The organism is Thermostichus sp. MS-CIW-34, assembly GCF_054060435.1.
Genome location: NZ_JBSSDE010000006.1, coordinates 37,807 through 59,879 on the forward strand (window position 1 = coordinate 37,807; position 22,073 = coordinate 59,879).

Sequence of the window (22,073 nt, forward strand, 5' to 3'; positions counted from 1 at the left end):
CCGTGACCTACAGCAGTTTTACCCTTGAGAGAGCCATTTCGACCTTTCAGCTCAGGTCAAGAATCATCCATGGCCTGTTTGCAGAGGTTCCACCGACTGAGTGCTCCGATTACTTGAAAATAACCCTAGATCGCTATCTCGGCTTGGCCACCTCGGTCAACAGCGAAAAAGCCCGCTCCGAGTTTATCATCGCCCCTGTGCTGGGAGAGGTGAAGTACCTATGTCGGGATCAAATCTCGCTGTTTTCCGGCAAGGAATTCAACGTGGATCCCGAGAGGGGGTTGGTGGGCCTATGCGACTACATCATTTGCCTATCCCCTCTCCAACTCTACATTCAAGATCCGGTGGTGATTATCGTTGAGGCCAAAAAAGAAGACTTGATCGGGGGTCTGGGCCAGTGCGTTGCCGGTATGGTGGGGGCACAGGTCTTTAACAAGAACTCCAATTCTCAAGTAGACAGTGTCTATGGAGCAGTAACCTCAGGAACCAACTGGCGATTTGCAAAACTCGAGGGTGACCAACTCTTTATCGATGACAGGGAGTACTTTATCTCAGAAATTGCTCAGATCCTAGGGATCCTCTTGAGTTTTATTAGGGGCTCCGTCTCGCTTCGGGAATGGCAAACCTCTGCAGTACAAGCCTTAACTTGAGCAGCCATTTGAGGGAACAATGTTCGACGTTTTCAAAAACCGCTTGGAAATCACCGGCACCCTCACCACCGTGACCGCTCTGCACATCGGGGTGGGCCGCTCCACCGAACCCATCGGCTCGGATTTGCCGGTTCTCAAGGATGCGCTGGGCCGTCCGCTCATTCCCGGCTCCAGTTTGAAGGGGGCGATGCGCTCTCGCCTGGAAAGTTTCTTGCGGGGCATCAACCCAGAGCTGGCCAGGGATCCCGGCGAATTGACCAGCAGCGAGCAATTTCAGATCATCAACCAAATTAAAAATGACTACAAAGGGGACGATGCGGCTCTGACTCAAAAGCTCATTGAGGCCACCGACTGGGTCTCGCAGGTGTTTGGATCCCCTTGGTTGGCCGGCAAGGTGCAGATCCGAGATTTGCCCGTGGTGCCGGAAGCCTGGTTTGGCCAGTACCAAGAGCGGGATGGCGTGGCCATCGATCGGGATACGGAAACGGCGGCAGATGGCAAGCTGTACGACTTGCAAGTGGTGCCTGCCAGCACCCCCTTCCGGTTTCATGCCGTCGTCGAAAATGCCGAGGAATGGGAACTGGGCCTCTTGGCCATTGGCCTGCACCAATTGGAAACGGAACAGATCCCCCTGGGAGGGGGGCGCTCCCGTGGCTTGGGGGTTGTCCGCCTGCAGATCTCGGCAATCTATTGGTTCGACTCGGAAGGGGATCCAAGACGGCTGCTGGCCTACCTTCAAGAGCTGGTGGCCGGATCCCGACAGCCGCTCAGCCCGGAGCAGGCTGCCGCTTTGCGCCAAGACTGGGTGGAAGCCCTGGTTGCCAAATTAACAACGGCCTCTCAACGGCAATCGGTCGGCCCCCGCCGCTAGCCCTATTTCATGTCAGGAGGGATCCCGATGGTCTTCATGGACTCTACAACGGTTGGCGATACGGTCAGCGTTTTCCACCCCTATCGGTTGACAAACTGGACAGACTGCTTGCCGCCCCAAGCCCCTCAACCAAAAGCTCCTGTTCTGGTGTGAAGGATCCCAGGCTATGCACAAACGCTACGTTAACCATTGCACCCTCTGCCTCACCCTCAAGCCCGATGGCCCTGTTCTCATCAAGGCGGGCAAAGAAGGGGCTGACCCGACGAAGCCGGATATGGAGTTCGTCGAAACCTATCACGGCGGCGGGCGAACGGTCTATTTTCCCGGCAGCTCCCTCAAAGGGGCAATTCGCGCCCATGCGGAGCGCATCGTCCGAACGGTGGGCAGCGACAGACGTCCTGAGGGGGGAGGCTTCAAACTCTGGGCCAGCGATCCCCTCGACCAAAAGGCCAATCAATGGCTGGAAAAAATTGAAGAGCCCCACCAGGTTTACGCCCTTTCTTCCTTTACGGATCAGATGTTCGGCAACACAGCCATCGCCAGCCGGGTCCGCATCGAAGATGCCTATCCCAAGCCGGGAACCCCTCTGCGCCTGGAGGAACGTAATGGGGTGGCCATCGACCGCGTCTTCGGCTCAGTGGCGGTGGGGCCGTTCATCTATCAAGTGTGCGTAGAGGGATCCTTTCAAACCAAGATCCACCTGAAAAACTTTACCCTGGCCCAACTGGGTCTGCTGGGACTGGCGTTGCGGGATCTGGATGAAGGCTGGTTTGGCATCGGCTTTGCCAAGTCCCGCGGCATGGGCACCGTTCGGGTTGAGTACGAGTGGGCGGTGGTGGACTATCCGGGCTGCCTGGTGGATGAGGCAAACAAGCAGATTCGACTGCTGGGATCCCCCCTGACCTGGCCACAGGGATCCCTGTTGGGGGCGGGCGAATTTTTAACCCCCGAAGAGGCAGGCAAATACGGCTTCCCCAAACCCGATTGCCAAGCGGTGCCGGTGGGAGCGGAGCCAATGCCTTTGGGATTTGGGGCGCGGCTGACCTGGGATCAGACGTCTGAGGCCAAGGTGGAACATCTGCTCGCCACCGCCGTAAACAGTTGGGCCAAACTCCTGCAAGCGGAGGCCAAAGCCGTATGAAACCAGCCTACGTCGCCTCCCTCAAGATTCAAGATGGGGCAGAGTCCTCGCTTTCCCAAGTGCTCTCGGCTTGTTTTTCCACTTCTGAAAAAACCTACTCCTTTCTGCGCTGGCCCCATCGAGTCAGCGGCATTCAGGTGGGGATCCCGGCGGATCCCGTCTGTCCAGAGGGGCAAGTTTTCTCCCAACAAGGGGAACTGCGCTGGAAAAGCACCCCCCACGGCTGGGATCTGCTGTATCTGGGGATCCAAGCTCCCCCGGACTCCTTTATCCCTCTGCCGGGAGAGTGGCGGTGGGAGGATCACGCAGCCGACCTGTACGGATCCCAAAATCGAGAAACCCGCTTTCCCAAGCCCCTCAGCCATCCCCAAGATCTCAAGGTGGGCCAGCGCTACTTCCGAGATGAGCGAACTGCCCGCGTTCACTTTATTGCCCTGATTCCGAGGTGACCATGACCCCCCAAGGCCCTCGCCCATTGCCCAACCAGGCCGCATCTGCAAGATCGTCTGCCGGCAACAGCAGTCGAGGTGGAGGCAAACCAACCGTGTTTCCCAGTGGAGGCAAACCAACCGTGTTTCCCAAACCCTACGAGCTGATCCCGTTTCCCACCCAGCGCCCCACGCTGGAGCGGCCCGCCGGCCACGCCCAGTTCCATCCCGATAGGTTGCACGGCACCCTCTTCCTCACCCTAACGGTGCAGACTGCCGTCCACATCTCCACCGGCCACTTGGCCTTGGGCAGCGATGTCGGGGTGAAAGGGATCCCGGTGCTCAAAACCATGACCACCACTCCCAACGGAAGGCTTAAAATCCAGGGCAGCTCCCTCAAGGGGGCCATCCGGGCCATGTACGAGGCGATCACCAACAGCACCCTTGCGGTGATGACGAGCCGGTACAAAAATCAGATCCCCCCGGAGCGGCACCCCTGCCGCAACAAGGAGCAGCTTTGTCCGGCCAGCCGCGTTTTCGGTGCCCTGAACTGGCAGGGATTGGTGGAGTTCAGGGATGCCATTGCCACCAGTGCCGGATCCGGCGGCGGATCCCTGCCCCCCCTGTACCGTCCACGCCCGGATCAGTGCAAAGCTTATTTTCAGAGGGAAAACGGCAGAGTCATCGGGCGCAAGTTCTACTACACCCACAGAAACGCGTTGCAGAACAGTTCAAGGGGAACGCCCACCCAGCAAGCGATACAAAACACAGTTTTCAAAACCCAAATCCACTTCAAAAACCTCACCCCTGCCGAGCTGGGCACCTTGCTCACGATTTTGGGGCAGGATCCCAACCATCCCATGCTGCTGAAGGTGGGGGGCGGTAAGCCCGTGGGCCTGGGATCCCTGCAGGTCACCCTCGACAAGATCGAGCGGCCCGGCAACCTAAAAGATCGCTACAGCCGCTACGATCCCCCAGAAGCCGATACCCTGGAAGGAAAACGCCTCCAAGCCTTTGTGCAAGAGCAAATTCAAGCTGCCCAGGGCTACATCTTGCCCGAACAACTCAAGCGATTGGCCGCCATCCTGAGTCCCACTGCTCTGCGCGAGCCGCCCACCGGAGTGTACTGAGGGTTCCCCCATGCTGTCAGACACTGTCGATCTCAGCCCCCAATCTTGGGATCTCGCCCACGGCATCGCCCTGACCTTGGCCAAGGAAAGGGTGGATGTCAACGAGTTGAGCAAATGCGTCGCCTATCTGCGCTCGGTTGCCCATCACCCTGACGCGGGATCCCGCTTTTTCCGATTCACCGGCGAGCTGGTGCGGGAAAATGGCCTATGCCGTACCCAACAAACCAGAAGGTACCATCAGCTCATTGACGAAACCTGCAAAAGGTACTTGCAACCTCTGCAAGACAGGCCGGCGGAGATGCTGCAGATCCTGGGCTGGGCAGCCCGGCTGGCTCGCTACTACAAGGATGGAGGGATCCCCATTGGCGAGATTTCACCACCTCAGGGATCCCAACCCAACGACAACTCCGGTCACAAGGACTCCGTTCCCCAAGGGGCGGGAAACAAATCCCAGGACGACAGACAACAACAAAACCATCAACACCAACAAGACCAGGCCCAGCATCAGGCCCGCAAAGCCTGCTTCCAGATCGGGCAAAAGCTGAAGGCCACCATCACCAACATCAAGGGCAACGAAGTCACCTTCCAGATTCTGGACACAGACACCAAGCTCACCCAGAAGGAGCCCAAACGGGCGGGATCCCTCTCGGTGGGGCAAGAGGTGCAGGTGGAAGTTCTGGGTCTAAAGGAAGATGGCAGAATCCGCAAGGCCAAGCTGCTCTGGGCGCAAAGCGGAACAGAGCCCTCGAAAAATTCGAGTTAACCGCCTATCATGCAGACCATCATCATGACTGTGGGCACCTCCTTGCTCACCAACCTTGACAAAGACCTGCAGCCGCAGCGCCCCTGGGTGGGACAAAAAACCATTGGGGATCCCCAGCGTGCTCTGGCCTGGATGAAAGAAGCAGACCTGGAATTGATCAGCGCCGAAACCAACACCTACTTGCGGCTGGATCCCACCTCGAATGATGCCTTGATTTTGCTGCACTCAGAAACCCCCGACGGATTGGAGTGTGCCCAGATTTTGAAGCTCTTTTTTGAGCAAGAGCTGGGTCAGCAGCAGGTCTCTTTGGTTCCCCTTCCCGGCATCAACTACGAGCTAGAGGGATCCTCTCTGGAGCGGATGGCCGAGCTGTTGAAACAGTTGGCAGAGAGCGCCAAGGGGATCGTCACCTTTGCCGCTACCGGCGGGTTCAAAGCCCAAGCCATGATCATGGCTGTGGTGGGCAGCCAATTGGGGATCCCAGTTTGCTACATCCATGAGCAATACAAGTCTTTGGTCTACCTGCCCTACCTACAGCCGGAAGTTCAGCCCCGGATCCCTCGGGCAGATCTCCCCGATTCAGGCCGAGATCGCTCCCAGATCATCCAAATCCGAAGCGATGCCAGCCATCACCGACCCCGCAGTTGGGCCAAAGTGGAAAGACTCCTGCGAGACATTCCCTGGGTGGATCTGGTTCGATACGATCCACACGCCTACGCTGCCCCCAAAAACAGCGTCAAAGCCTCAAACCGCAAAACCGAAGATGGCCGCCACATTCTGTGGATCCACCTCCACGAGAGCCAGGACACCCACCTCGCTGTCAGAGTAGAAACCACCGGCTACACCCCCGAGCACCTAGAGCTGGCTGCCACCGAATTGCGGCAACGCTTGGGCCGTCTGCTTTGAGTGTTTCCATGAATCCCGCTTCCCCAAAGGGAAGTGACTTATCAGGTATAGGGTTTTTGCTACGCAAACCTACATAAAATAAGGTATCGCATTCGGAACAACGGTTGATCCGGGTGGCGTGGAAGTTGCTTGCGGCTCAGGATCGGTTCCATTAACAGGAAATTACCGAGTACAGCGTATTCGCTTCGACCATCATCCGTTTCAACTACCCCTGCCAAAAGTGCCAGATCAGATCTAGATCATCACGCCTGCAGTTATTAAGCTTGTCTGAGACACATATTACGAACAACGCGAAAAAAGGAAGTAATATGGTAGAACATGAAAGCCTGAATACACCAACCAAACTTCTCCTAGTTGGAGTGGAGATCCTTTTTGTCTGTGCCCTGTTTCTCATGCGTCTTGGAGTCGCCGGTTGGCTTCTAATGATGTTTGGAGCGCTGCTTATTTTGCTGCTTACTTTATGGGCATTTGTGCATATAGCTTTGATGATCACATTCATTAGCGTTTTTGAATCAAGAAAGAGCGATATTGCGCTCTACCTCGCGACTCATTTTTTCTATCTTTGGGCCTGGTTATTTCAATTCGATGGCGATGATACCAGTGTAAAGTGGACTATTCGTCTCCTCCCATGCACGAACTTTCTGGAGCCTCTCCTCCGGAAATGGGGCGGAGTTCTATTTTTAACCACGAGTATCGCTACATTTGTTTGCTATTTGATAATCTTCATTTTAATAGTTATTCGCTTGGCTCGATTAATTTTCCATTGAGTTTTCATTAATTCCACTGCCCCGAAAGGAAGCGACTTCCGCCGATTATAACCCTTGCCCAGAGCGGGATCCAGGGGCCTAGATCGACAGGGTCTCGTTTAAGGACTCCGTCCCGCTGGCGCGAACGGCTGCAATTTCCCCTTATTTTTCTCCGCCGAGGGGCCTGAAACCCTTGCCCAGAGCGGGATCGACCGGGTCAACGGAAGAATCAGGGTTTGAGGCTTGTCGCCGACCCTGTCGCTAACCATGTTGGTGTAGAAATTAACATGGATCCCTGTGTGGAGGTTGCTGGGGAGCTGCTCCTGAGACGCTGAAGCAGAGGGCCAATGGGGCGAAAAAAGGACTCCGTCCCGCTGGCGCGATGAGAGGCTAGGGAGCAACGACATAGCGATCTTGGGAGAGGCGCTCGTTACCCCGATACACGCTCACCTGCAAATGCTGGGGATCCAGCCGGTGCCCCTCTACACGGATGGGTGGGATCCTCAGGGCGTGGCGGGATCCCCGTCCCAGCACGGACACAATCAGGTTTTGGCCGCGGATCTGAACTCGTAGGCGCACCGGCCAGGGGAAAGGGTTGCGCAGCTTGAGGTCGGCCAAGCCGTACCAAACGGTGGCATCTAAGCCAGGGGGCACCGACTCTACCTGCCGGTAATGGGGGTGCCTCTCCACCACCTCCAGCCCTGCCAACAGAGCGGCATTGTAAAGGCTAGAGGACACCTGACAGATTCCTCCCCCAACCGAATCCAGGGTTTCGGCCACCATAAACACCGGCGCGGGCACATAGCCTCGTTCCAGGCTGCGCGGCCCCACCACTTGGTTGAAGGAAAAAATCACTTCTGCCTGTTCCTGTGAGCGTGTCGCAGGCATGATGTAAACTCCATCCAGGCTTTGGACGGCTCGGCGAATGTTGTGGAGCTGAGAAGGGGTACGCTCCCGCAAAGAAGTAACGTATTGGCTTAGGGTTGTTGGCGTGGGATCCGTCCACCACAAGGCCAGAAGGGCCAGTAGCGCCCCCACCAGCACAGCCAACCTCCGCAGGTCAACCCTTCCTCTCACCTCACACCTTGCCCGTCAGAAGGGGTTTCAAGGACTCCGTCCCGCTGGCGCGAGCGGGCAGTTGGCGGGAACCGGTCGCGACCAGCAGCTCTTGGGCGCGGGTACCTGCCGGCAACGTGCGGGATGGGCGTAGGGCCACCAGAGCAGAGCCTTGAGCATCCACCTGAAAGTCACCACAGTGGAGGAACTCGCCATTATCCAGCTTGAGCCAGAGGGAGTAGCGCTCCCCCGCCACCGGTTGGGGCAGATCCCGTGCGGCCAAGATAACCTCCTGCCAGTCTCCTGGGCGAAACAGCACATTGGCCGTCCCCACCTCCCCCTGCAAATGCACCAGACGGGATCCCGGCTGTTGCAGGAGATGAGACAATGCTCGCACCGGCTCTAACTGGGCTAGTTGCAGTGCTTGCCGCAGTCGCCAGTTGTCTAAGCTGAGCAGAACCAAAATTGCCGCCACCAAGCCTCCCAACCAGCGCCACCCCACCCCAAAAGCAGGCAGTGGAGAGTGAAGGGGGACTGCCATCTCCTGCTCGCGTAAGCCGATAGCCCCCACCTCTGCCATCACCTGGTCGCGCAAGCTGGCAGGCGGGAGTACTCCTGGCAATCCGTAGGGCAACAATTCCAAGGTTTCTTGCAAGGCTTGCAGTTCGGCCACCAGCCGAGGGTCTTGAGTTAGGCGTGCCTCTAGAGCACTCGCCTGCTCGGGAGACAAGTCCCCCAGCAGATAGCCGGCCAGTTCTTCCCGTTCCTCTGTTAAAGGGGGCGAGGTGGATAAGGACTCCGTCCCGCCGACGCGAAAGGACTCCGTCCCGCTGACGCGATCAGACATGGCCATCCTGACGACAGAACTCAACTCCAAACCTAGGACGCGGTCCCGCTAACGCGAGCAGAAACCCAGAAGGGCGCGCAGGGATCCCCGCAATTTGCAGAGAGCTTGGCGAGAGCGGGTCTTAACCGTCCCCAACGGGATCCCCAATTGGCGAGCAATGTCCGCCTGGCTCAACCCTTGGTAATAGAGCAACTCCAGGATCTGCCGTTGGTTTTCGGGCAATTGGCTGAGGGCCGCTTGCACCGCTTGCCGCCGCTCCTCGATGGAAACCTGCTCAAAAGGGAACCGAGTCTTGCTATCGGCGCTGAGAATGGTCTGCCAGCGTTTCAAAAGAAGTTGGTGGCTGCCCTGAGAACGCAGACGGTCAATGGCCCGCGAGCGGGTCAGGATGCACAAAAAACTGCTCAGGGATCCCCGCCGCTCGCGCGACTCGGACGGAGTCCTTGGATCACAGCCAACCTTGCGCCACAGCTCGACAAACACCTCCTGAGTCAGGTCTTCTGCCTCGGCCACGTGGCCCAGGATCTTGAAGGCCAGCCCATAGACCAAGCCGGCATAGCGATCGTAGAGCGCAGCCAGAGCAGCAGGTTGCCCCGCCTTGAGCGCTTCCATCAGCTCCCAATCGGCGCGGGATGACCAATCTCTCACCCGCTCACGCCAGCGGGACGGAGTCCCTGGTTGCTCACCCATGCTACACCCAGTTTCGCCCCACACAACTAGAGGATAAACCTGCCCGATCGCGCCAGCGGGACGGAGTCCTTAAGTCTACCCCCTCAGCCACGACGGGCCGCCCATTCCAGGCTGAGCAAGGCTGTGTTCACCAGCAAGGCCAGGGATCCCACCGCCAGGGATCCGGCCCAGATCTTGTCGTAGCGACCGGCCTGGGCAATGCCATCGAACAGCAGGGTTCCCAGTCCCCCTGCCCCAAACTTGGCGCCCACGGTGGCAATGGCAATGGCCACAATTGCCGCCAGCCGCAGCCCTGCCAAAACAATGGGCAGCATGAGCGGCACCTGCACCTGCCACCACCGTTGCCAGAGGTTCATCCCCATGCCCTTGGCAGCTTCCAGGATGGCAGGCTCGACCGAGCGCAGGCCCACGCAAAAATGGCGCACCAAGATCACCTGCGTGTAGATCACCATCGCCACCACCACCGAGCGGGCATTGAGGCCAAGCCAGGGCACCAACAAAATGATCAAAGCCAGGCTGGGCACTGTGTACAGGATGCTGAGGATCCCCATGACCGGCAGGGCCAACCAGCGCACGTGGTGAACCAGCAGAGCCAGCGGCACCGCCAGCACCACCGCCATGCCCAAGGTCATCCCCACCATTGCCAGATGCTCTTGGGTGAGCTGCCACATCAGGCCGGGGTGGTTGAGGAGATAGCTCACGCGGATCCCCCCTCCAGCATGGCCAAGCTGCGAATGTGATCCAAGGTCAAAACGCCGATGGCCCGCCCGTCCTCCCACACCGTCAGGGCTGCCGCCCCTGTGCGCAACAGCAGGGACAAGGCTTGCCGCAAAGTGGCCTGGGGCCTCACCATCGCTCCCTCTTGGATTTTGTGGTTGTGCGGGATCCCGGCCATCGCCGTTTCCACCCGCAGCACACTCAACTGCCGTACCATGTCATCTGCCCCCAGCAGTTCCCTGACAAAGGGAGTAGCCGGCTGGGTGAGCAGCCGAAAGGGAGTGTCGAACTGCACCACCCGCCCCTTCTGCATCACCAAAATGCGATCCGCCAGGCGCAGCGCCTCTTCCACATCGTGGGAGACGAACAGGATGGTTTTTTTCAATTGCCGTTGCAGGCGCAGGATCTCCTCTTGCAGCTTGCTGCGGGTAATGGCGTCGATGGCCCCAAAGGGCTCGTCCATCAGCAGCAGCCCTGGATCCCCGGCCAGCGCCCGAGCCAGACCGACCCGCTGTTGTTGTCCACCCGACAGTTGGGCAGGGTAGCGGTTTCTGTACTCATGGGGGGGCAAATTAACCAAGCTGAGCAGCTCGTCCACCCGCTCGCGGATGCGCTCCTTCGGCCACCCCAAAAGTCGCGGCACTACCGCCACATTCTGGGCCACCGTCATGTGGGGAAACAGCCCCGATTGCTGGATAACATAGCCGATCCGCTGCCGCAGAGCCGTGATGGGAAACTGGCGGATATCCCGCCCGTCCAAGCGAATCTGCCCTTGGGTGGGATCCAGCAAGCGATTCACCATTTTCAGAAGGGTGGTTTTGCCGCAGCCAGAAGGCCCCAGGATGACCACCAACTGGCCCGATTCTATGGAAAAACTGCACTCCTCCACAGCCGGCTGGGAACTGTGGGGAAAGCGCAGCGATACCCGCTCGAACTCGACGGTGCTCACCTCAGGGTCTCGTGCAACAGGCAAGGTTATTTCTTGAGAATGCCGGCTTCCACCAAGAAAGTTCTGGCCACCTCCGCCGGCTCCTTGCGGTTGCCGCTCACCTCGTAGTTCAACCGCTGCATCACCTCGTCCGTCAGCAGGGGGGAAAGGGCATTTAAGGCAGCGGCAATGCCGGGGTTGGCCTCTAGGGTGTCCTTGCGCACCACCGGCGCCACCTGGTAGGGGGGGAAAAGCTGCTTGTCATCCTCCAGCAGCACCAGGTCAAAGGCGGCAATTTCTCCATCGGTGCCGAAGGCCACTGCCACATCCGCTTCCCCATTGACCAAGCCCTGGTAGCGGAGGCCGGGATCCACTGCTTTGTAGGCCTTGAGCCGGAAATTACCGTAGACGGCTTGGATCCCAGGTAGGCCATCCTCGCGGGCTTGAAACTCCGGCGGCCCGATCATCACCAGCTCGCCCGCTTTGGCCACCATGTCCGAGATGGTGGCGATGCCCAGCTCAGCCGCTCTAGTTCGGGTCATGGCCAGGGCCTGGGTGTTGTTCAGGGGGGCGGGATCCAGCCAAATCAGTTGGAACTGGCTCTCGTACTCGCGGGCCACCGTCGCGTACACCTCTGCCGGGTCGCCGCTGCTGGGCAACTTGAGCACTGTCAGCAGGCCAGTGCCGGTGTACTCGGGGTAGAGATCGATCTCGCCGCTCAACAAGCCCGCATGGGCTACCGGTGTTCCGCCCAGGTTGAGCTTGCGCTCCACCGTGAACCCTGCCGCCTCCAGGGCTAAGGCGTACATTTCCCCCAAAATAAACTGCTCGGTAAAGTCCTTGGAGCCGACGGTAATGGGCTTGGCGAGGCCCCTCTGGGGAGCGAGAACAAGAACCGCCAGCCCCGACAGGGCCAGCAAAGCCAAGCGACGAGTGGTTTTCAGCATAGACAAGGTGAGAAGGGATCCCAGGCTAATGACAAGAGGCCCTGCCGAGAGCGTTCCGGCCTGGGCCAGGAAGTTTCGACTGTTAAGTCACCATTAAACCATTATTTTCCCTGAGCCGTAACTGCAAGAACCAACCGTAGAGATCGCCAGTACGGTCACTGCAAGTTGGTTTGAAATAGCCCAAGTGTTCAGCACCGCCCCAGCCCCTCTCCCAGGGGAAGAGGGAAGTTCACCCCCATTGAGAACAACCCTGCTGTGTCGCTGGGGTCAAGGACTCCGTCCCGCTGGCGCGATCGGAGGAGTGGTGAACAACGTCCAAAAGGACTCCGTCCCGCTGGCGCGATCAGCCTCCGCTGGGGGCCGGGAAAGAGCCTGTTACCGCGCGGATCTTCTGTCGCCGCCCGGCTCGCTCGATCTCCAGCTCCAGGGTGCTGCCCACCTCAGTGCGCTCCACCTCCTGTTGCACCTGATCGGCTGTGGTTACGGCACGACCATTGATGGAGAGAATGACATCCCCAGACCGCAGCCCTGCCCGTTCCGCCGGGGATCCCTGGATGACTTCGCCGATCAGCACGCCCTGATCCACCGTTATCAAAATGCGGCTATTGGGATCCTGGTTGAGGCGCTCCTTCAGCTCTGGAGTCAGCGTCAGCATGCGGATGCCCAGGTAGGGGTGATCCACCTTGCCGCGAGTGATCAACTGATTGGCCACCCGCTGGGCCGTCTCAATGGGGATGGCGAAGCCCAACCCTTGCGCTCCCTGGATGATGGCGGTGTTCACCCCTATCACCTCCCCTTGAGCGTTGAGCAGCGGGCCGCCGGAGTTGCCGGGGTTAATGGCCGCATCCGTTTGGATAAAAGATACCCGCTTGTCAGGCACCCGAATCTCCCCGCTGGAACGGCCCAAAGCGCTGATGATCCCAGCCGTAACGGTGTTATCCAAACCCAGGGGGTTGCCGATGGCAATGGCCCACTGGCCCGGCTCCAGGGTTTCCGAGCGCCCCAGCTTCACGGTCGGCAGGTTCTGGGCGTTGATCTTCACCACGGCGATGTCCGTAACCGGATCCGAACCGATTACCTGCCCATCAAAGCTGCGGGTATCCTTGAGCGTCACCGTTACCTTGTCGGATCCCTCGACCACATGGGCATTGGTGATGATCTGGCCGTCTGGGCTGATGATGAACCCAGAGCCGGTTCCCTGCTGTCGCCGCTGCCGAGGGATGGAAGGGATCGCTTGGCCAAAGAAATCCCGGAAAAAGGGATCGCTGAAAAACTCCTCCGGAAGAGGGGCAGGGGCGCGCACCGTCCGCTCAGCATCGATGCGAACCACCGCCGGCCCCACCTTTTGCGCCACATCGGCGATGAAATTCAGGTTCAGTTGGGGCGGGGTTGCCGTCGTCTGGGCAGATACCCCCTTGCCCCCCACCAGAGCCGCTCCCAGCCCAATGCCCAGCAGCACCAGCAGCACTGACGAGAGAAGAGACTTCCAAGTGGAGATGGCAAAAGGCTGGAAAGAGGATTGAGCAGGTTGGGCGGAAGCTTCTGACCCGGGAGAGGGCTGGCCCGGCATGGATGTGCTGCGCTTCATAGCTACAAGAAGAGGGTTGGGATGCTGCAAGACTTCGGCCCCACGCAGGGGGAGAAACCTAGGGCCTAATCTAACATGGACAGCAGGGATCCCAGAGTGGGCAACCCTAGCGTTTTTCCGTACTTCTATCTGGAGCGAAGAGCAGCGGAATCTGCTCACCTGAGGTAGCCCATTTCCATTCAGTTGGCTTTGATCAAGATAGGTAAAAGATAGGTAAGGCCCGAAAGGCTCCCGGTTTTGTCCGGTTTGCAGCTAGCGTAGGAATGATGAATGGGGGTAAGACCATGACCAACCCAGCCAGCCGCCTGTTGGCTCCTCTGCTTGGCGGATTGCTCTCAGCGCAGATGGCCGCCCCAGTTTTGGCCCAAATGGGGCCCTTGCCACCACCGCCTCCTGGAGAAGGATGGCGTCCTGTGAATCCTCGCCCCCTTCCCCCTGGCCCTCAACCCCTGCAGCCGAGCCAACCCTTTCAATTGCAAACCACTCTGCTGCTGCGCTCCGGGGATCTAATCCAAGCGGTGCATCGCTCTCCAGAAACCCTCTTGATTGCCCCTGGGGAAACCCGTGCCGTCAGCCTCAGCCTGGATACCCCTCTGCGGGACATCTACGGCAACATGGTCGTCCCGGCAGGGGCTGTTTTGGAAGGCCAATTTCAGCCGGTGAGCGGCGGCACCCAGTTTGTCTCGCGGGCCCTGATTTTCAACGGCCAATCCTACCCCCTCTATGCCCAGAGCCAGGTTATCCCGCTGCGCAAGGATCCCCGCCACACTTCCGGGGAAGCGATTGTGCAAGATGCCTTGATTGGGGCAGCTGCGGGGGCCATCTTGGGAGGCTTGTTCGGCGACCGCGTGATCTCGACGGAGAAAGTGCTGGGTGGAGCGGCGGCAGGGGCTGTCATCGGCAATGTAACGGCGCCGGAAGTGGCGGTGATCGACGCCAATGCCAACTTGACTCTGACGGTCACCCAAGATTTTCAGCCCTACCTGCCCTAGCGAGCCCCTGAAAACAGCTCTGGCCCTAGGGACTGGCCGTGAGCCGATCCAAAATCTCCTCGTGGGAGAGGCCCTTGCGCACCCACTCCTCGCAGTGGTGCAGCCGCTGGGCCGTACCGATGAGGAAGCGGTTGAGGTCGGCCCCTAGGGATTCGCAGGTGGTCTGTACGCAGATGAGATCCCGCCCCGAAAGCAAGGAGAAGAGGCTGGCCAGCATTCCCGCCTCCAAATATCCGGCAGGCTCTCGCCGTGCAGAAGGTTCCTCCGGGTTGAAGCTGGCGCGAGCGGCAAGGGCAAACCCGGAATTGCGGATCCCGGCCTGAACCAAGCCGTGGTCGGCGGCGGAAAAATCCAGCTCCAGGCGTCCCCAACCGTGGGTGGCCCAGAGATCGCTGAGGGCATCCAGGAAGATCCCCATCGGCAATTCCTGCAGCGGCTGCTGGTAGTAGCCGGAAAGCTCGTCTTCAATACGGCGGAAAAACGCCTCTCCCCAATCGCGGCCACAGTTGTAGAGAATGACGCGGGTGGCTTGGCCGGTTTCGTAGCGCAGGCCGGAGTAGAGAGCTTCCAGCAGGGGCATGGGAAAGGCCGCCAAGCGGTATCCTCCGCGGCTGTAGAGCAGTCCGGTGTGGATGTCGGGGCGGATGTAGTGGGCGGGGCTGAAGCAGTGTCCGGGCAAGATCTGGTCTTGCAGAATCTCTTGCAGGGAGATCATGGCTATTCTCGCAGTCAGGTGGACAAGAGGGCGGGGATGGATAGATTGGGGAGCGGCTGGAATTTTTGGCGTGAGGGAATGAATGATTAAGGAGTGAGCTGTATAAGCTGTATACAGTAAATCGGGAGAAGGAGGTCGCTATCGGAGGGCGCAGGGAACTTTGGTGAATAGATTGAGGGCGAATGGACCTAGTTAACCAGCATGGATTTGGCCAAAAGCAGATAAGGACGGATCATCTCGCTCTCTTCTGCCCCAAAGATGTGGGTCAGGGAGTCGAGCATTAACTTGTAGGCAGGCTGGCATTGGTCGCGCATCTTGAACGATTTCAGGATCGTCTCCAGCCAGTAGAGCAATTTATCCCGCAGATAGTCTTCGTCGTTGAGCAGCATGGCCATGCAGCAGTAGCGCCACACCATGCTCAGATCCCGGCGGCAGCGCTCCCAGGCCAGGTGACCATGCTGGCGGATTAAATTCGGCATCATCGGCTGAAACTTCTCCATCACCCGATCCAGCAACTCTTGTTCTTTGGCCTGCAGAACCTGGTAAAGGCGTACCCGCCTCGGGATCCCTTCCACGTAGGCGTGTAGAGTTTTCAACTCATCTGGGCGCAGATAGCGGCCCTCACTTTGGTGCATCAGCTCGGCAACCCTTGAATTCATAGATAGAGCCTCCTTCAGTGGGCTTCACACAAACATTTCCGCCAAGGTGAGAGCCCTCTCCGGCGGAACTGTGGGCAGGTCAACCTCCATCTCAGAAGAAGAAGGGGAAGGAGATTGGGCCTGAGAAGTGGCGCAGACAGCTTGTAGCTCTTGCCAGTAGGGGGCAAGCAAACCCTGCTGATCCGCTGGCAGGGATCCCTGAACCACTGCCCGTAGCTGAGCGAGCGCTTGCGGCAACCCTAGGTACTGTTCCATCGCACCAAGAGTTACCTGCTGCACAGGGGTGGGATCCCCCAGCAACAGACTCAGGCCCAGGGAGCGCAAACAAAAGGCCAATTGACGAGCCAAGAGGCGCTGAGCCGGGGTTAGAGAAGGTTCTGCCCCCTCTCTGGCGGGATTGCTGCTGGGCAACGCTGTCGCGACGGGGGTTGGCCCCTGCTGTTGCAAAACCTTTTGGATCCAGGTCAGCTCTTGCTGTTGTAAGACTTGGTAGAGCTCCAGCCGTTCTTCAAAAGAGAGCGAGTAACGAATCAGGTCTTGCAGATCGTCGGGTGTTAGGTAACCCCCTTCTCGATCGGCAATGCGCTCCGGCCAAGAGTGAAGGTCATCCATGGGTGAAGTCTCCTTAAAAACAGAGGGCAAAACAAAACCGAGATCCCTGAACAAACCAGAGCTAGAGCAAAGCTCCGCCAAACAAGGCGGCAAAATCCTCAAGGGTAAAGGGATCCTCCGCTGGCAATTCCGGCACCGGCTCCACCCATGGGCGGATGCCCGACCAATTGAAGCCGGCAAAAAACTGGCCCACCGACTGGGCAAAGAGCATGGGGGACTGCGGCGGCGGCTCTTGAGCAAAGGGAGCCTTGGCCGGGGGTCGGTTATCCCAGTTCAACCCCTGCAAGAAGAGCATCAGGGGCTGGGTTAGATCTCGAGCAGGATCTAGGGTGAGCATGTCAGCTTCTCCAAAGCGCTGAGGAACGACAGAACCACAAGCAAGCCTTACATTTGCTGTAAACGCTGCTCGATCTCGCGGGCGCTGGCCCCTTCGGTGATCCAAAAATTGGCGGCATCAATGCGTTCTTGCCCGCCCAACAGGAACTTGCAGTAGGTTTCCCCCATGGCGTAGCACTGGATCTCGATGCAGGCCAGCTCGCGGGAAGTCATAGCGGTGAAAAACCCGGCAAATAGCCCGGCATAGAGATGGCAAACCGGCTTGCCCACATCCCCTAGGGTGCGAGCCACCATCGAGTCAAACAAGTTGATAAACAGGAAGCCTTTTTGTTTGGATTCGGTTTCCACCTCCCACTTGCCCCAGCCCTGAGCCGTAAAAGGCCACCACCAAGTCTCCAGCAAAAACAAAAGGTTGGACTGTTTTACGCCAATCCCATACTCCCGCTCGTACCACTCGGAGAAGTGCTTGGCATCGCGGATGCCCCAATCTCTGCCAATGGTGTACATCACCGCCGCCGAAGCATCTCCCACTTCCCGTTCCAGGCCTGTTTGCAAGCCCACAATAAAGTCTTCGCTCAACAGCAGATTTTGGGTGTTGTTCCAATCGATAATCGTGCCCTGATCTCGGTTGAAGCGAAAGAAATCGCGGTAACTGTAGTGGGCATGCTTGTCGCGGCCCACAGGCAGGGTGACTGCAGGACGGGGATCCGGTCGAGATGTGGTGGCCATGGCGCTCTCCTGATAAAAAATGGATAATTCTAGATTGCAAAGCAACAGGATTTGGTGGGATTTGTAGGGATCAACTGGGCCAGACAATGCCAATGAGTCAACAAAATGAATGGCTAAGCATTCGATAAACTTGGTCAGCTATCTGAGGGATCCAACATTGTTCAATCCTTGGTTGATTGTCTATAAGTTGTCTATAAGACAATGCCCGCTGAGCCCAAGGGATCCCTGAATATCGACAATCCATCAAACTTCCCGAGTTTGGGCCAGCGTATTGCCAATGATGCGGAAGTCCTCATTTTCTAGCTGCTTAACAGTAGAGCGAGTGATGATCTTGCCCTGCTCCACCAAAACCTTCCCCGTCCGTGGGTGCAGCAGGTCTTGTTCGGCCCGCCGACCGATGAGCACTTCGATATCCCTCAGCGAGTTCACGTACATCCCCGGCGGCAGCTCCACCACCACGCCATCGGAAACCACCCGCGCCTGACAGGCCAGCCGGGAATTGCTGCGGGCGCTGGTAATGGTCTCCAGAGTCTTGGCCTCGCGGGGGGTGATGGGAGTGAGGCTTTCCATTCCCTCTTTGACGTAAACATGACAGGTGGCGCAGAGGCCGCGACCGTTACATTCCCGCGAAACCTGCAGCTCCTCCGACAAAATGGCCGACAGCAGATTGCTGTAGGTATCGACCTCTGAGACGCGAGATAAAGGCTCTAGCCGGATTTGTTTAACCATAGACGGGATCCACATTAAGGGCAGACAAAAAACCCCGGCGGGCAGGATCTACTGCATAAGCAACGCAAACCAATCACAAAAATTGATTGATCCCTTCCCCTGCAGCCCCCTTGCAGGTCTACAGCAACACCTGAGTCCCCAGTCAATCAAACCAGAGCACTTCACCAGAGCACTTCAAATGATGAGCCCTGCACCTGTGACCCTGGGAGAGGCTGCATTCTTTACTTAACTTATATTCTGGATCTGGAGCAGGTTATTCTGGATGGAAGTGTCATAATACTTAACTACGAATAAACACGGAATTTTTTTATCGGCTAGAAAGTTACAAAGTGAAATCACGTAAATTGGAGAAAATGACAATCCTTTCGTAAATATTTATCGCAGATCTCCCCCGGTCGTTCTGTCGGCAAGGTAAATCTTAAGTAGAACCTTCACGGTCTTTTATTGGCAATTTTGTTACAGAAGGATGTGCTGAAGTTTGCCGTAAAAGCGTATTGAGCCATTCGCTACTCTCTTGGCCATTTCTTTAAAATAGCCCCTCGTTTTGTCTGTTTTTGTCAGTTCTGTCGATTGGGAGCTAGGGTTATGGAATCGCGCCAGCGCCGGCAGGATCCGCAAACGTTGCAAAACCTGTTGCGGGCTGCCTACCAACAGCTTTTGGAACGCCAGCCCTACCAGCACGAGAAAACAGGAGAGCTGGAGAAAATCGAGCAGGACTTCTTGCGGGGGCGGATCGGGATTAAGCGCTTGGTTCGCCAGATTGGGGGATCCCGTCTTTATCAGCGGCTGTTTTTCAGTGCCGGCTGCAACACCCGCTGTGTAGAGCAGGGTTTCAAGCACTTTTTGGGGCGGGCCCCGGCCAGCAAAGCTGAGGTGGCCACCTACCACGATATTCTGGTGCACCAGGGCTTGCAGGCCATGGTCAATGCCTTTATCGACTCGGAGGAGTACCGCCACCATTTCGGCAACGACCATCTGCCCCACCCCCGCCAACGGCTGAGCGGCCACCCACCTTTGGCCTACTTGCTGACAAACCAAATGCACCGGCGCCATGAGCTGGGGATGCAGGGATCCCCGCTTTTGCACAGTTTGGCGGCGATGGAAGTGGGGATCCCTTAGGCAGTGGGGCCGGGGAGGAAGTCGAGGGTATAGGCTTGGCGAACCTCCAGACCCGCTGCGCCGATCCCCAGGGCCACCATCTCCTGAAAGTAGGTTTGCCAGCGCTGGTGGGTCATGGCGCCGATCCCCAGCGTGGCGGCATCTCCACTGGTGAGAAGGCCGTAGTCTTTTAGGGCTTGGTGGGCGTAGGCCAGGAGGGCCTCGCTCATGTTGGGGTTGTCTTGGCGGATGAGGCGATTGCCGGGGCGGGGATCCTCTAGGTAGCTCTGCCAGCCCTGGATGGAGGCAGCTACAAATTTTCGCACCTGCTCCGGGTGCTGTTCGGCAAAGGGGCGGGTGGTCTCCAGGGTGGTGGCGTAGGGGGAATAGCCGTAGTCGGCCAGCAGAAAAACGACGGGATCAAAGCCCCCCTCCTGGCGCACGCGGAAGGGCTCGGAGGTCACATAGCCCTGCTGGGCAGAAGACTTGTCCAGCAAGAAGGGCGTGAGGCTGAGGTTGTAGGGGCGCTTCTGCTCGTCGGTAAAGCCAAATTTGGCCCGCAAAAAAGGCCAGTAGGTGAGGTTGGCCCCCGGTGACACCCAGATGGGCTTGCCCCGCAGGTCTTCCAGGCGCTCGATGCCCACCCCTGGATGGGCCAAGAGACACTGGGGATCCTTCTGGAAAAAGGCGGCCACGGTGAGAACAGGGATCCCAGCTTGCAGAGCCGCCAGAGCGTCGGGGCTGCCGCCGAGCACAAAATCTGCCGCTCCCCCGGCTAGCAGTTGCAGCACGTTAACCGCCGTTCCCCCCATGCGGATTTCCACCTGCAGACCGTAGTCGGCGTAGATGCCGGTGGCCAGGGCTTGGTAAAAGCCGCCGTGTTCGGCCTGGGCGTACCAGTTGGTGACCAGTCGCAAGGGCCGGGATCTGGCCGAAGAGGGGCGGGAGCCCGCTCCTACTGCTAGCAGAGCAGCTCCACTGGCCAAAAAACGCCGCCGCGGCCAAGGCTCTGGAGTTACACCGGACATAGGCAGGGATCCTCAGGCAGCCACGCTTTCAGTATCTCGCAAGTAGACCAGTTTTTCCTCAGGCTGGCCACCCCTTGGAAGAGGAGCTGTTGGGAGGCGTCTTCGATTTATATTTGCAAAGCAAGCGGGATCCCCTTCTTACAAGGGGCAAGATCGACATTCCAAGGGGTAGGGCATGGGCAAGGTGTATCTAGTGGGGGCAGGGCTGGGCGGGCGGGCGGGCCTGACGCAGGGAGCACTGGAGATCCTACGGCAGGCTGAGGCTATCTGGATCGACGAGCTGGTGGATGAGCGCTTGTTGGCAGAGTTGCCGCCGCAGGCGCAGGTGTGGCGACGCTCTGGGCCAGGAAGCCTCCAGGAGGGCATCCACTGGCTCATCCAGCGCTGCCGAGAAGGCAAACAGGTGGTTCACCTCAAGTCAGGGGATCCCTTGATCTTTGGCCGCGCTCGCGAGGAGATCCAAGCCCTTAGGGAGGCGGGCTGTCCCTTTGAGATTTGGCCGGGGTTGTCGTCGGCCCTGGCTGGCCCCCTCTGGGCAGGGATCCCGTTAACGGATAAACACTTGAGCCGCGCTTTTGCCGTTCTCACCGCCCACGAGCTGGAAGCTCTGCCCTGGGGCGCTTTGGCCCAGTTGGATACTTTGGTGATTTTGATGGGATCCCGGCAGCGACAGCACATTGGCGCACGGCTGGTGGAGTCTGGGATCCCGGCAGACCGACCGGTGGCCTTGATCTGGGGGGCGGGGCAAGCAGAGCAGCAGGTGTGGGTGGGCACCTTGGCGGAGCTGCAGCAGGAGGCGGGTCAGGCAAAGTTGCCGGGCCTACTGGTGGTTGGGGAGGTGGTGCGGCTGCGGCAGGACTTTTTGCCGGGGATCCCACCCTTGCCGCCACCGGCTCCTTTGGCAGGCAAGACGGTGCTGGTTACCCGTTCTGAGGGGCAATCGCCAGCTTTTCGGGAGCTGCTGCAGGCCCAGGGGGCGCGGGTGCTGGAGATGCCCACCCTGGTGATCCAGCCGCCCACGAGCTGGGATCCCTTGGATACAGCCATTGCCAACCTGGAACAATTCGACTGGCTGCTGCTGACCTCTGCCAATGGAGTGCAGGCTTTCTTTGAGCGGCTGCAGCGGCAGGGGCGAGATAGCCGAGCACTCCACTCCCTGCAAGTGGCGGTGGTGGGATCCAAAACCGCTTCCGTGCTGGCCCAGTACGGCATTCGCCCGGATCTGATGCCCTCCGAGTTTGTGGCCGAAGCCCTGCTACCCATTTGGCCGCAGCCAGTGCAGGGGCAGCGCATCCTCTTTCCCCGCGTTGAGTCAGGAGGGCGGGAGGAGCTGGTACAGGGGTTGCGGCAGCGAGGAGCAGAGGTGGTGGAGGTGGCCGCCTATCAGTCCGCCTGTCCGGCGACAGCGGATCCCCAGGTGGTGGAGGCTCTGAAGGCCCGTCAGGTGGACATCCTCACCTTTGCCAGCTCCAAGACGGTGCAGCATTTTGCCCACTTGATCCAGCAGGCAGGGCTAGGCCCTGAGATCTGGGATCCACCCGTGCAGATTGCCGCCATTGGCCCCAAGACGGCCGCAACCTGCAAGGCTGCATTTGGTCGAGTGGACATCGCAGCCCAGGAGTATACTTTGGAAGGATTGGTGGAAGCCCTCATCCAAGCGACCAACCGTTCTACCTAGCCTTTTCAGGCCGTTCGCGGTAGCGGTGCAGAGTACCCAGGTGCTCCTCATAGTGAGCCCCCATCAGCCAAACGGAACTCTCCTGGCCC

At 58.7% G+C, this 22,073-nt stretch carries 24 protein-coding genes; 10 read left to right on the forward strand and 14 right to left on the reverse strand.

What is annotated here, in order from left to right:
• Positions 1-2 precede the first annotated feature (2 nt).
• The 7 genes from ACVWYY_RS03375 (at position 3) to ACVWYY_RS03405 (ending at position 5,889) form a co-directional block, all read left to right on the forward strand.
• Positions 3-650, forward strand: coding sequence for a hypothetical protein (locus ACVWYY_RS03375; protein WP_457402903.1), 648 nt, complete (start codon positions 3-5; stop codon positions 648-650).
• Positions 651-669: 19 nt separating this feature from the next.
• On the forward strand, positions 670-1,521 hold the full coding sequence (gene csx7 / locus ACVWYY_RS03380; protein WP_011432239.1) for a type III CRISPR-associated RAMP protein Csx7: 852 nt from the start codon (positions 670-672) through the stop codon (positions 1,519-1,521).
• Between the two features lie 166 nt (positions 1,522-1,687).
• Positions 1,688-2,662 carry an RAMP superfamily CRISPR-associated protein gene (locus ACVWYY_RS03385; RefSeq protein WP_457402905.1) on the forward strand — a complete coding sequence of 325 codons (975 nt, stop codon included), beginning with the start codon at positions 1,688-1,690 and terminating at the stop codon, positions 2,660-2,662.
• Entirely contained in the window at positions 2,659-3,111 is a 453-nt protein-coding gene (locus ACVWYY_RS03390) for a hypothetical protein (protein ID WP_011432237.1), read from the forward strand. The genes ACVWYY_RS03385 and ACVWYY_RS03390 overlap by 4 nt, the downstream gene beginning before the upstream one ends.
• 122 nt (positions 3,112-3,233) lie before the next feature.
• Complete coding sequence (locus ACVWYY_RS03395; protein ID WP_457402907.1) at positions 3,234-4,220, forward strand: RAMP superfamily CRISPR-associated protein; 987 nt, start codon at positions 3,234-3,236, stop codon at positions 4,218-4,220.
• A 10-nt stretch (positions 4,221-4,230) separates the two neighbouring features.
• Positions 4,231-4,983: a hypothetical protein gene (locus tag ACVWYY_RS03400; RefSeq protein ID WP_457402909.1), complete on the forward strand. Its 753-nt coding sequence runs from the start codon at positions 4,231-4,233 to the stop codon at positions 4,981-4,983.
• A 9-nt stretch (positions 4,984-4,992) separates the two neighbouring features.
• The gene (locus ACVWYY_RS03405; RefSeq protein ID WP_457402911.1) at positions 4,993-5,889 is read left to right on the forward strand and encodes a putative CRISPR-associated protein; all 897 of its coding nucleotides are present in this window, start codon (positions 4,993-4,995) and stop codon (positions 5,887-5,889) included.
• 1,136 nt (positions 5,890-7,025) lie between these two features.
• Here ACVWYY_RS03405 and ACVWYY_RS03410 read toward each other — a convergent pair.
• From ACVWYY_RS03410 to ACVWYY_RS03440, 7 genes are all read right to left on the reverse strand, one after another.
• Complete coding sequence (locus ACVWYY_RS03410; protein WP_457402913.1) at positions 7,026-7,712, reverse strand: VanW family protein; 687 nt, start codon at positions 7,710-7,712, stop codon at positions 7,026-7,028.
• Position 7,713: 1 nt separating this feature from the next.
• Positions 7,714-8,538 carry an anti-sigma factor domain-containing protein gene (locus tag ACVWYY_RS03415; protein WP_457439608.1) on the reverse strand — a complete coding sequence of 275 codons (825 nt, stop codon included), beginning with the start codon at positions 8,536-8,538 and terminating at the stop codon, positions 7,714-7,716.
• A 48-nt stretch (positions 8,539-8,586) separates the two neighbouring features.
• Positions 8,587-9,228: a sigma-70 family RNA polymerase sigma factor gene (locus tag ACVWYY_RS03420; RefSeq protein ID WP_457388306.1), complete on the reverse strand. Its 642-nt coding sequence runs from the start codon at positions 9,226-9,228 to the stop codon at positions 8,587-8,589.
• Positions 9,229-9,311: 83 nt separating this feature from the next.
• Positions 9,312-9,929 (reverse strand): ABC transporter permease, encoded by a 618-nt coding sequence (locus ACVWYY_RS03425; protein WP_414344038.1) that lies wholly within the window; start codon positions 9,927-9,929, stop codon positions 9,312-9,314.
• A complete protein-coding gene (locus ACVWYY_RS03430) occupies positions 9,926-10,894 on the reverse strand; it encodes an ABC transporter ATP-binding protein (RefSeq protein ID WP_457402978.1) in 969 nt (322 codons plus the stop codon). The genes ACVWYY_RS03425 and ACVWYY_RS03430 overlap by 4 nt, the downstream gene beginning before the upstream one ends.
• Positions 10,895-10,920: 26 nt before the next feature.
• Complete coding sequence (locus ACVWYY_RS03435; protein WP_457385174.1) at positions 10,921-11,820, reverse strand: glycine betaine ABC transporter substrate-binding protein; 900 nt, start codon at positions 11,818-11,820, stop codon at positions 10,921-10,923.
• Positions 11,821-12,163: 343 nt separating this feature from the next.
• Complete coding sequence (locus tag ACVWYY_RS03440) at positions 12,164-13,408, reverse strand: HhoA/HhoB/HtrA family serine endopeptidase (protein WP_457439610.1); 1,245 nt, start codon at positions 13,406-13,408, stop codon at positions 12,164-12,166.
• A 284-nt stretch (positions 13,409-13,692) separates the two neighbouring features.
• On the opposite strand from ACVWYY_RS03440, the gene ACVWYY_RS03445 reads away from it, so the two are divergent.
• A complete protein-coding gene (locus ACVWYY_RS03445; protein ID WP_457439612.1) occupies positions 13,693-14,400 on the forward strand; it encodes a hypothetical protein in 708 nt (235 codons plus the stop codon).
• 25 nt (positions 14,401-14,425) lie between these two features.
• Here the strand turns inward: ACVWYY_RS03445 and ACVWYY_RS03450 are convergent, their stop codons facing one another.
• The 6 genes from ACVWYY_RS03450 to ACVWYY_RS03475 form a co-directional block, all read right to left on the reverse strand.
• On the reverse strand, positions 14,426-15,115 hold the full coding sequence (locus ACVWYY_RS03450; protein ID WP_457439614.1) for a V4R domain-containing protein: 690 nt from the start codon (positions 15,113-15,115) through the stop codon (positions 14,426-14,428).
• A 188-nt stretch (positions 15,116-15,303) separates the two neighbouring features.
• Positions 15,304-15,774 (reverse strand): phycobilisome protein, encoded by a 471-nt coding sequence (locus ACVWYY_RS03455; protein WP_457439616.1) that lies wholly within the window; start codon positions 15,772-15,774, stop codon positions 15,304-15,306.
• A 24-nt stretch (positions 15,775-15,798) separates the two neighbouring features.
• Positions 15,799-16,386, reverse strand: coding sequence for a hypothetical protein (locus tag ACVWYY_RS03460; protein WP_457385156.1), 588 nt, complete (start codon positions 16,384-16,386; stop codon positions 15,799-15,801).
• Positions 16,387-16,447: 61 nt separating this feature from the next.
• Entirely contained in the window at positions 16,448-16,723 is a 276-nt protein-coding gene (locus ACVWYY_RS03465) for a hypothetical protein (protein WP_414406980.1), read from the reverse strand.
• 47 nt (positions 16,724-16,770) lie between these two features.
• The gene (locus tag ACVWYY_RS03470) at positions 16,771-17,451 is read right to left on the reverse strand and encodes a V4R domain-containing protein (RefSeq protein ID WP_414344053.1); all 681 of its coding nucleotides are present in this window, start codon (positions 17,449-17,451) and stop codon (positions 16,771-16,773) included.
• Between the two features lie 243 nt (positions 17,452-17,694).
• The gene (locus tag ACVWYY_RS03475; protein ID WP_414331883.1) at positions 17,695-18,180 is read right to left on the reverse strand and encodes a 2Fe-2S iron-sulfur cluster-binding protein; all 486 of its coding nucleotides are present in this window, start codon (positions 18,178-18,180) and stop codon (positions 17,695-17,697) included.
• A gap of 585 nt (positions 18,181-18,765) precedes the next feature.
• On the opposite strand from ACVWYY_RS03475, the gene ACVWYY_RS03480 reads away from it, so the two are divergent.
• The gene (locus tag ACVWYY_RS03480) at positions 18,766-19,299 is read left to right on the forward strand and encodes a phycobilisome rod-core linker polypeptide (RefSeq protein ID WP_457402921.1); all 534 of its coding nucleotides are present in this window, start codon (positions 18,766-18,768) and stop codon (positions 19,297-19,299) included.
• On the opposite strand, the gene ACVWYY_RS03485 is transcribed toward ACVWYY_RS03480, so the two are convergent.
• The gene (locus ACVWYY_RS03485; RefSeq protein WP_414344061.1) at positions 19,296-20,306 is read right to left on the reverse strand and encodes an ABC transporter substrate-binding protein; all 1,011 of its coding nucleotides are present in this window, start codon (positions 20,304-20,306) and stop codon (positions 19,296-19,298) included. The two genes, ACVWYY_RS03480 and ACVWYY_RS03485, sit on opposite strands and share 4 nt — an antisense overlap.
• Before the next feature lie 175 nt (positions 20,307-20,481).
• Between ACVWYY_RS03485 and cobA the strand changes: the two genes are divergently transcribed.
• Positions 20,482-21,984 carry a uroporphyrinogen-III C-methyltransferase gene (cobA, locus tag ACVWYY_RS03490; protein ID WP_457402923.1) on the forward strand — a complete coding sequence of 501 codons (1,503 nt, stop codon included), beginning with the start codon at positions 20,482-20,484 and terminating at the stop codon, positions 21,982-21,984.
• Positions 21,985-22,073 lie beyond the last annotated feature (89 nt).

Bases quoted from the DNA above. Each gene is read 5' to 3' on its own strand.
- csx7 (WP_011432239.1), top strand. From the start codon at position 670: ATGTTCGACGTTTTCAAAAACCGCTTGGAAATCACCGGCACCCTCACC.
- ACVWYY_RS03470 (WP_414344053.1), bottom strand. From the start codon at position 17,451: ATGGCCACCACATCTCGACCGGATCCCCGTCCTGCAGTCACCCTGCCT.
- ACVWYY_RS03485 (WP_414344061.1), bottom strand. From the start codon at position 20,306: ATGTCCGGTGTAACTCCAGAGCCTTGGCCGCGGCGGCGTTTTTTGGCC.
- ACVWYY_RS03480 (WP_457402921.1), top strand. From the start codon at position 18,766: ATGGAATCGCGCCAGCGCCGGCAGGATCCGCAAACGTTGCAAAACCTG.
- ACVWYY_RS03400 (WP_457402909.1), top strand. From the start codon at position 4,231: ATGCTGTCAGACACTGTCGATCTCAGCCCCCAATCTTGGGATCTCGCC.
- cobA (WP_457402923.1), top strand. From the start codon at position 20,482: ATGGGCAAGGTGTATCTAGTGGGGGCAGGGCTGGGCGGGCGGGCGGGC.
- ACVWYY_RS03420 (WP_457388306.1), bottom strand. From the start codon at position 9,228: ATGGGTGAGCAACCAGGGACTCCGTCCCGCTGGCGTGAGCGGGTGAGA.
- ACVWYY_RS03390 (WP_011432237.1), top strand. From the start codon at position 2,659: ATGAAACCAGCCTACGTCGCCTCCCTCAAGATTCAAGATGGGGCAGAG.
- ACVWYY_RS03440 (WP_457439610.1), bottom strand. From the start codon at position 13,408: ATGAAGCGCAGCACATCCATGCCGGGCCAGCCCTCTCCCGGGTCAGAA.
- ACVWYY_RS03455 (WP_457439616.1), bottom strand. From the start codon at position 15,774: ATGAATTCAAGGGTTGCCGAGCTGATGCACCAAAGTGAGGGCCGCTAT.
- ACVWYY_RS03465 (WP_414406980.1), bottom strand. From the start codon at position 16,723: ATGCTCACCCTAGATCCTGCTCGAGATCTAACCCAGCCCCTGATGCTC.
- ACVWYY_RS03415 (WP_457439608.1), bottom strand. From the start codon at position 8,538: ATGTCTGATCGCGTCAGCGGGACGGAGTCCTTTCGCGTCGGCGGGACG.
- ACVWYY_RS03405 (WP_457402911.1), top strand. From the start codon at position 4,993: ATGCAGACCATCATCATGACTGTGGGCACCTCCTTGCTCACCAACCTT.
- ACVWYY_RS03445 (WP_457439612.1), top strand. From the start codon at position 13,693: ATGACCAACCCAGCCAGCCGCCTGTTGGCTCCTCTGCTTGGCGGATTG.
- ACVWYY_RS03435 (WP_457385174.1), bottom strand. From the start codon at position 11,820: ATGCTGAAAACCACTCGTCGCTTGGCTTTGCTGGCCCTGTCGGGGCTG.
- ACVWYY_RS03385 (WP_457402905.1), top strand. From the start codon at position 1,688: ATGCACAAACGCTACGTTAACCATTGCACCCTCTGCCTCACCCTCAAG.
- ACVWYY_RS03450 (WP_457439614.1), bottom strand. From the start codon at position 15,115: ATGATCTCCCTGCAAGAGATTCTGCAAGACCAGATCTTGCCCGGACAC.
- ACVWYY_RS03475 (WP_414331883.1), bottom strand. From the start codon at position 18,180: ATGGTTAAACAAATCCGGCTAGAGCCTTTATCTCGCGTCTCAGAGGTC.
- ACVWYY_RS03460 (WP_457385156.1), bottom strand. From the start codon at position 16,386: ATGGATGACCTTCACTCTTGGCCGGAGCGCATTGCCGATCGAGAAGGG.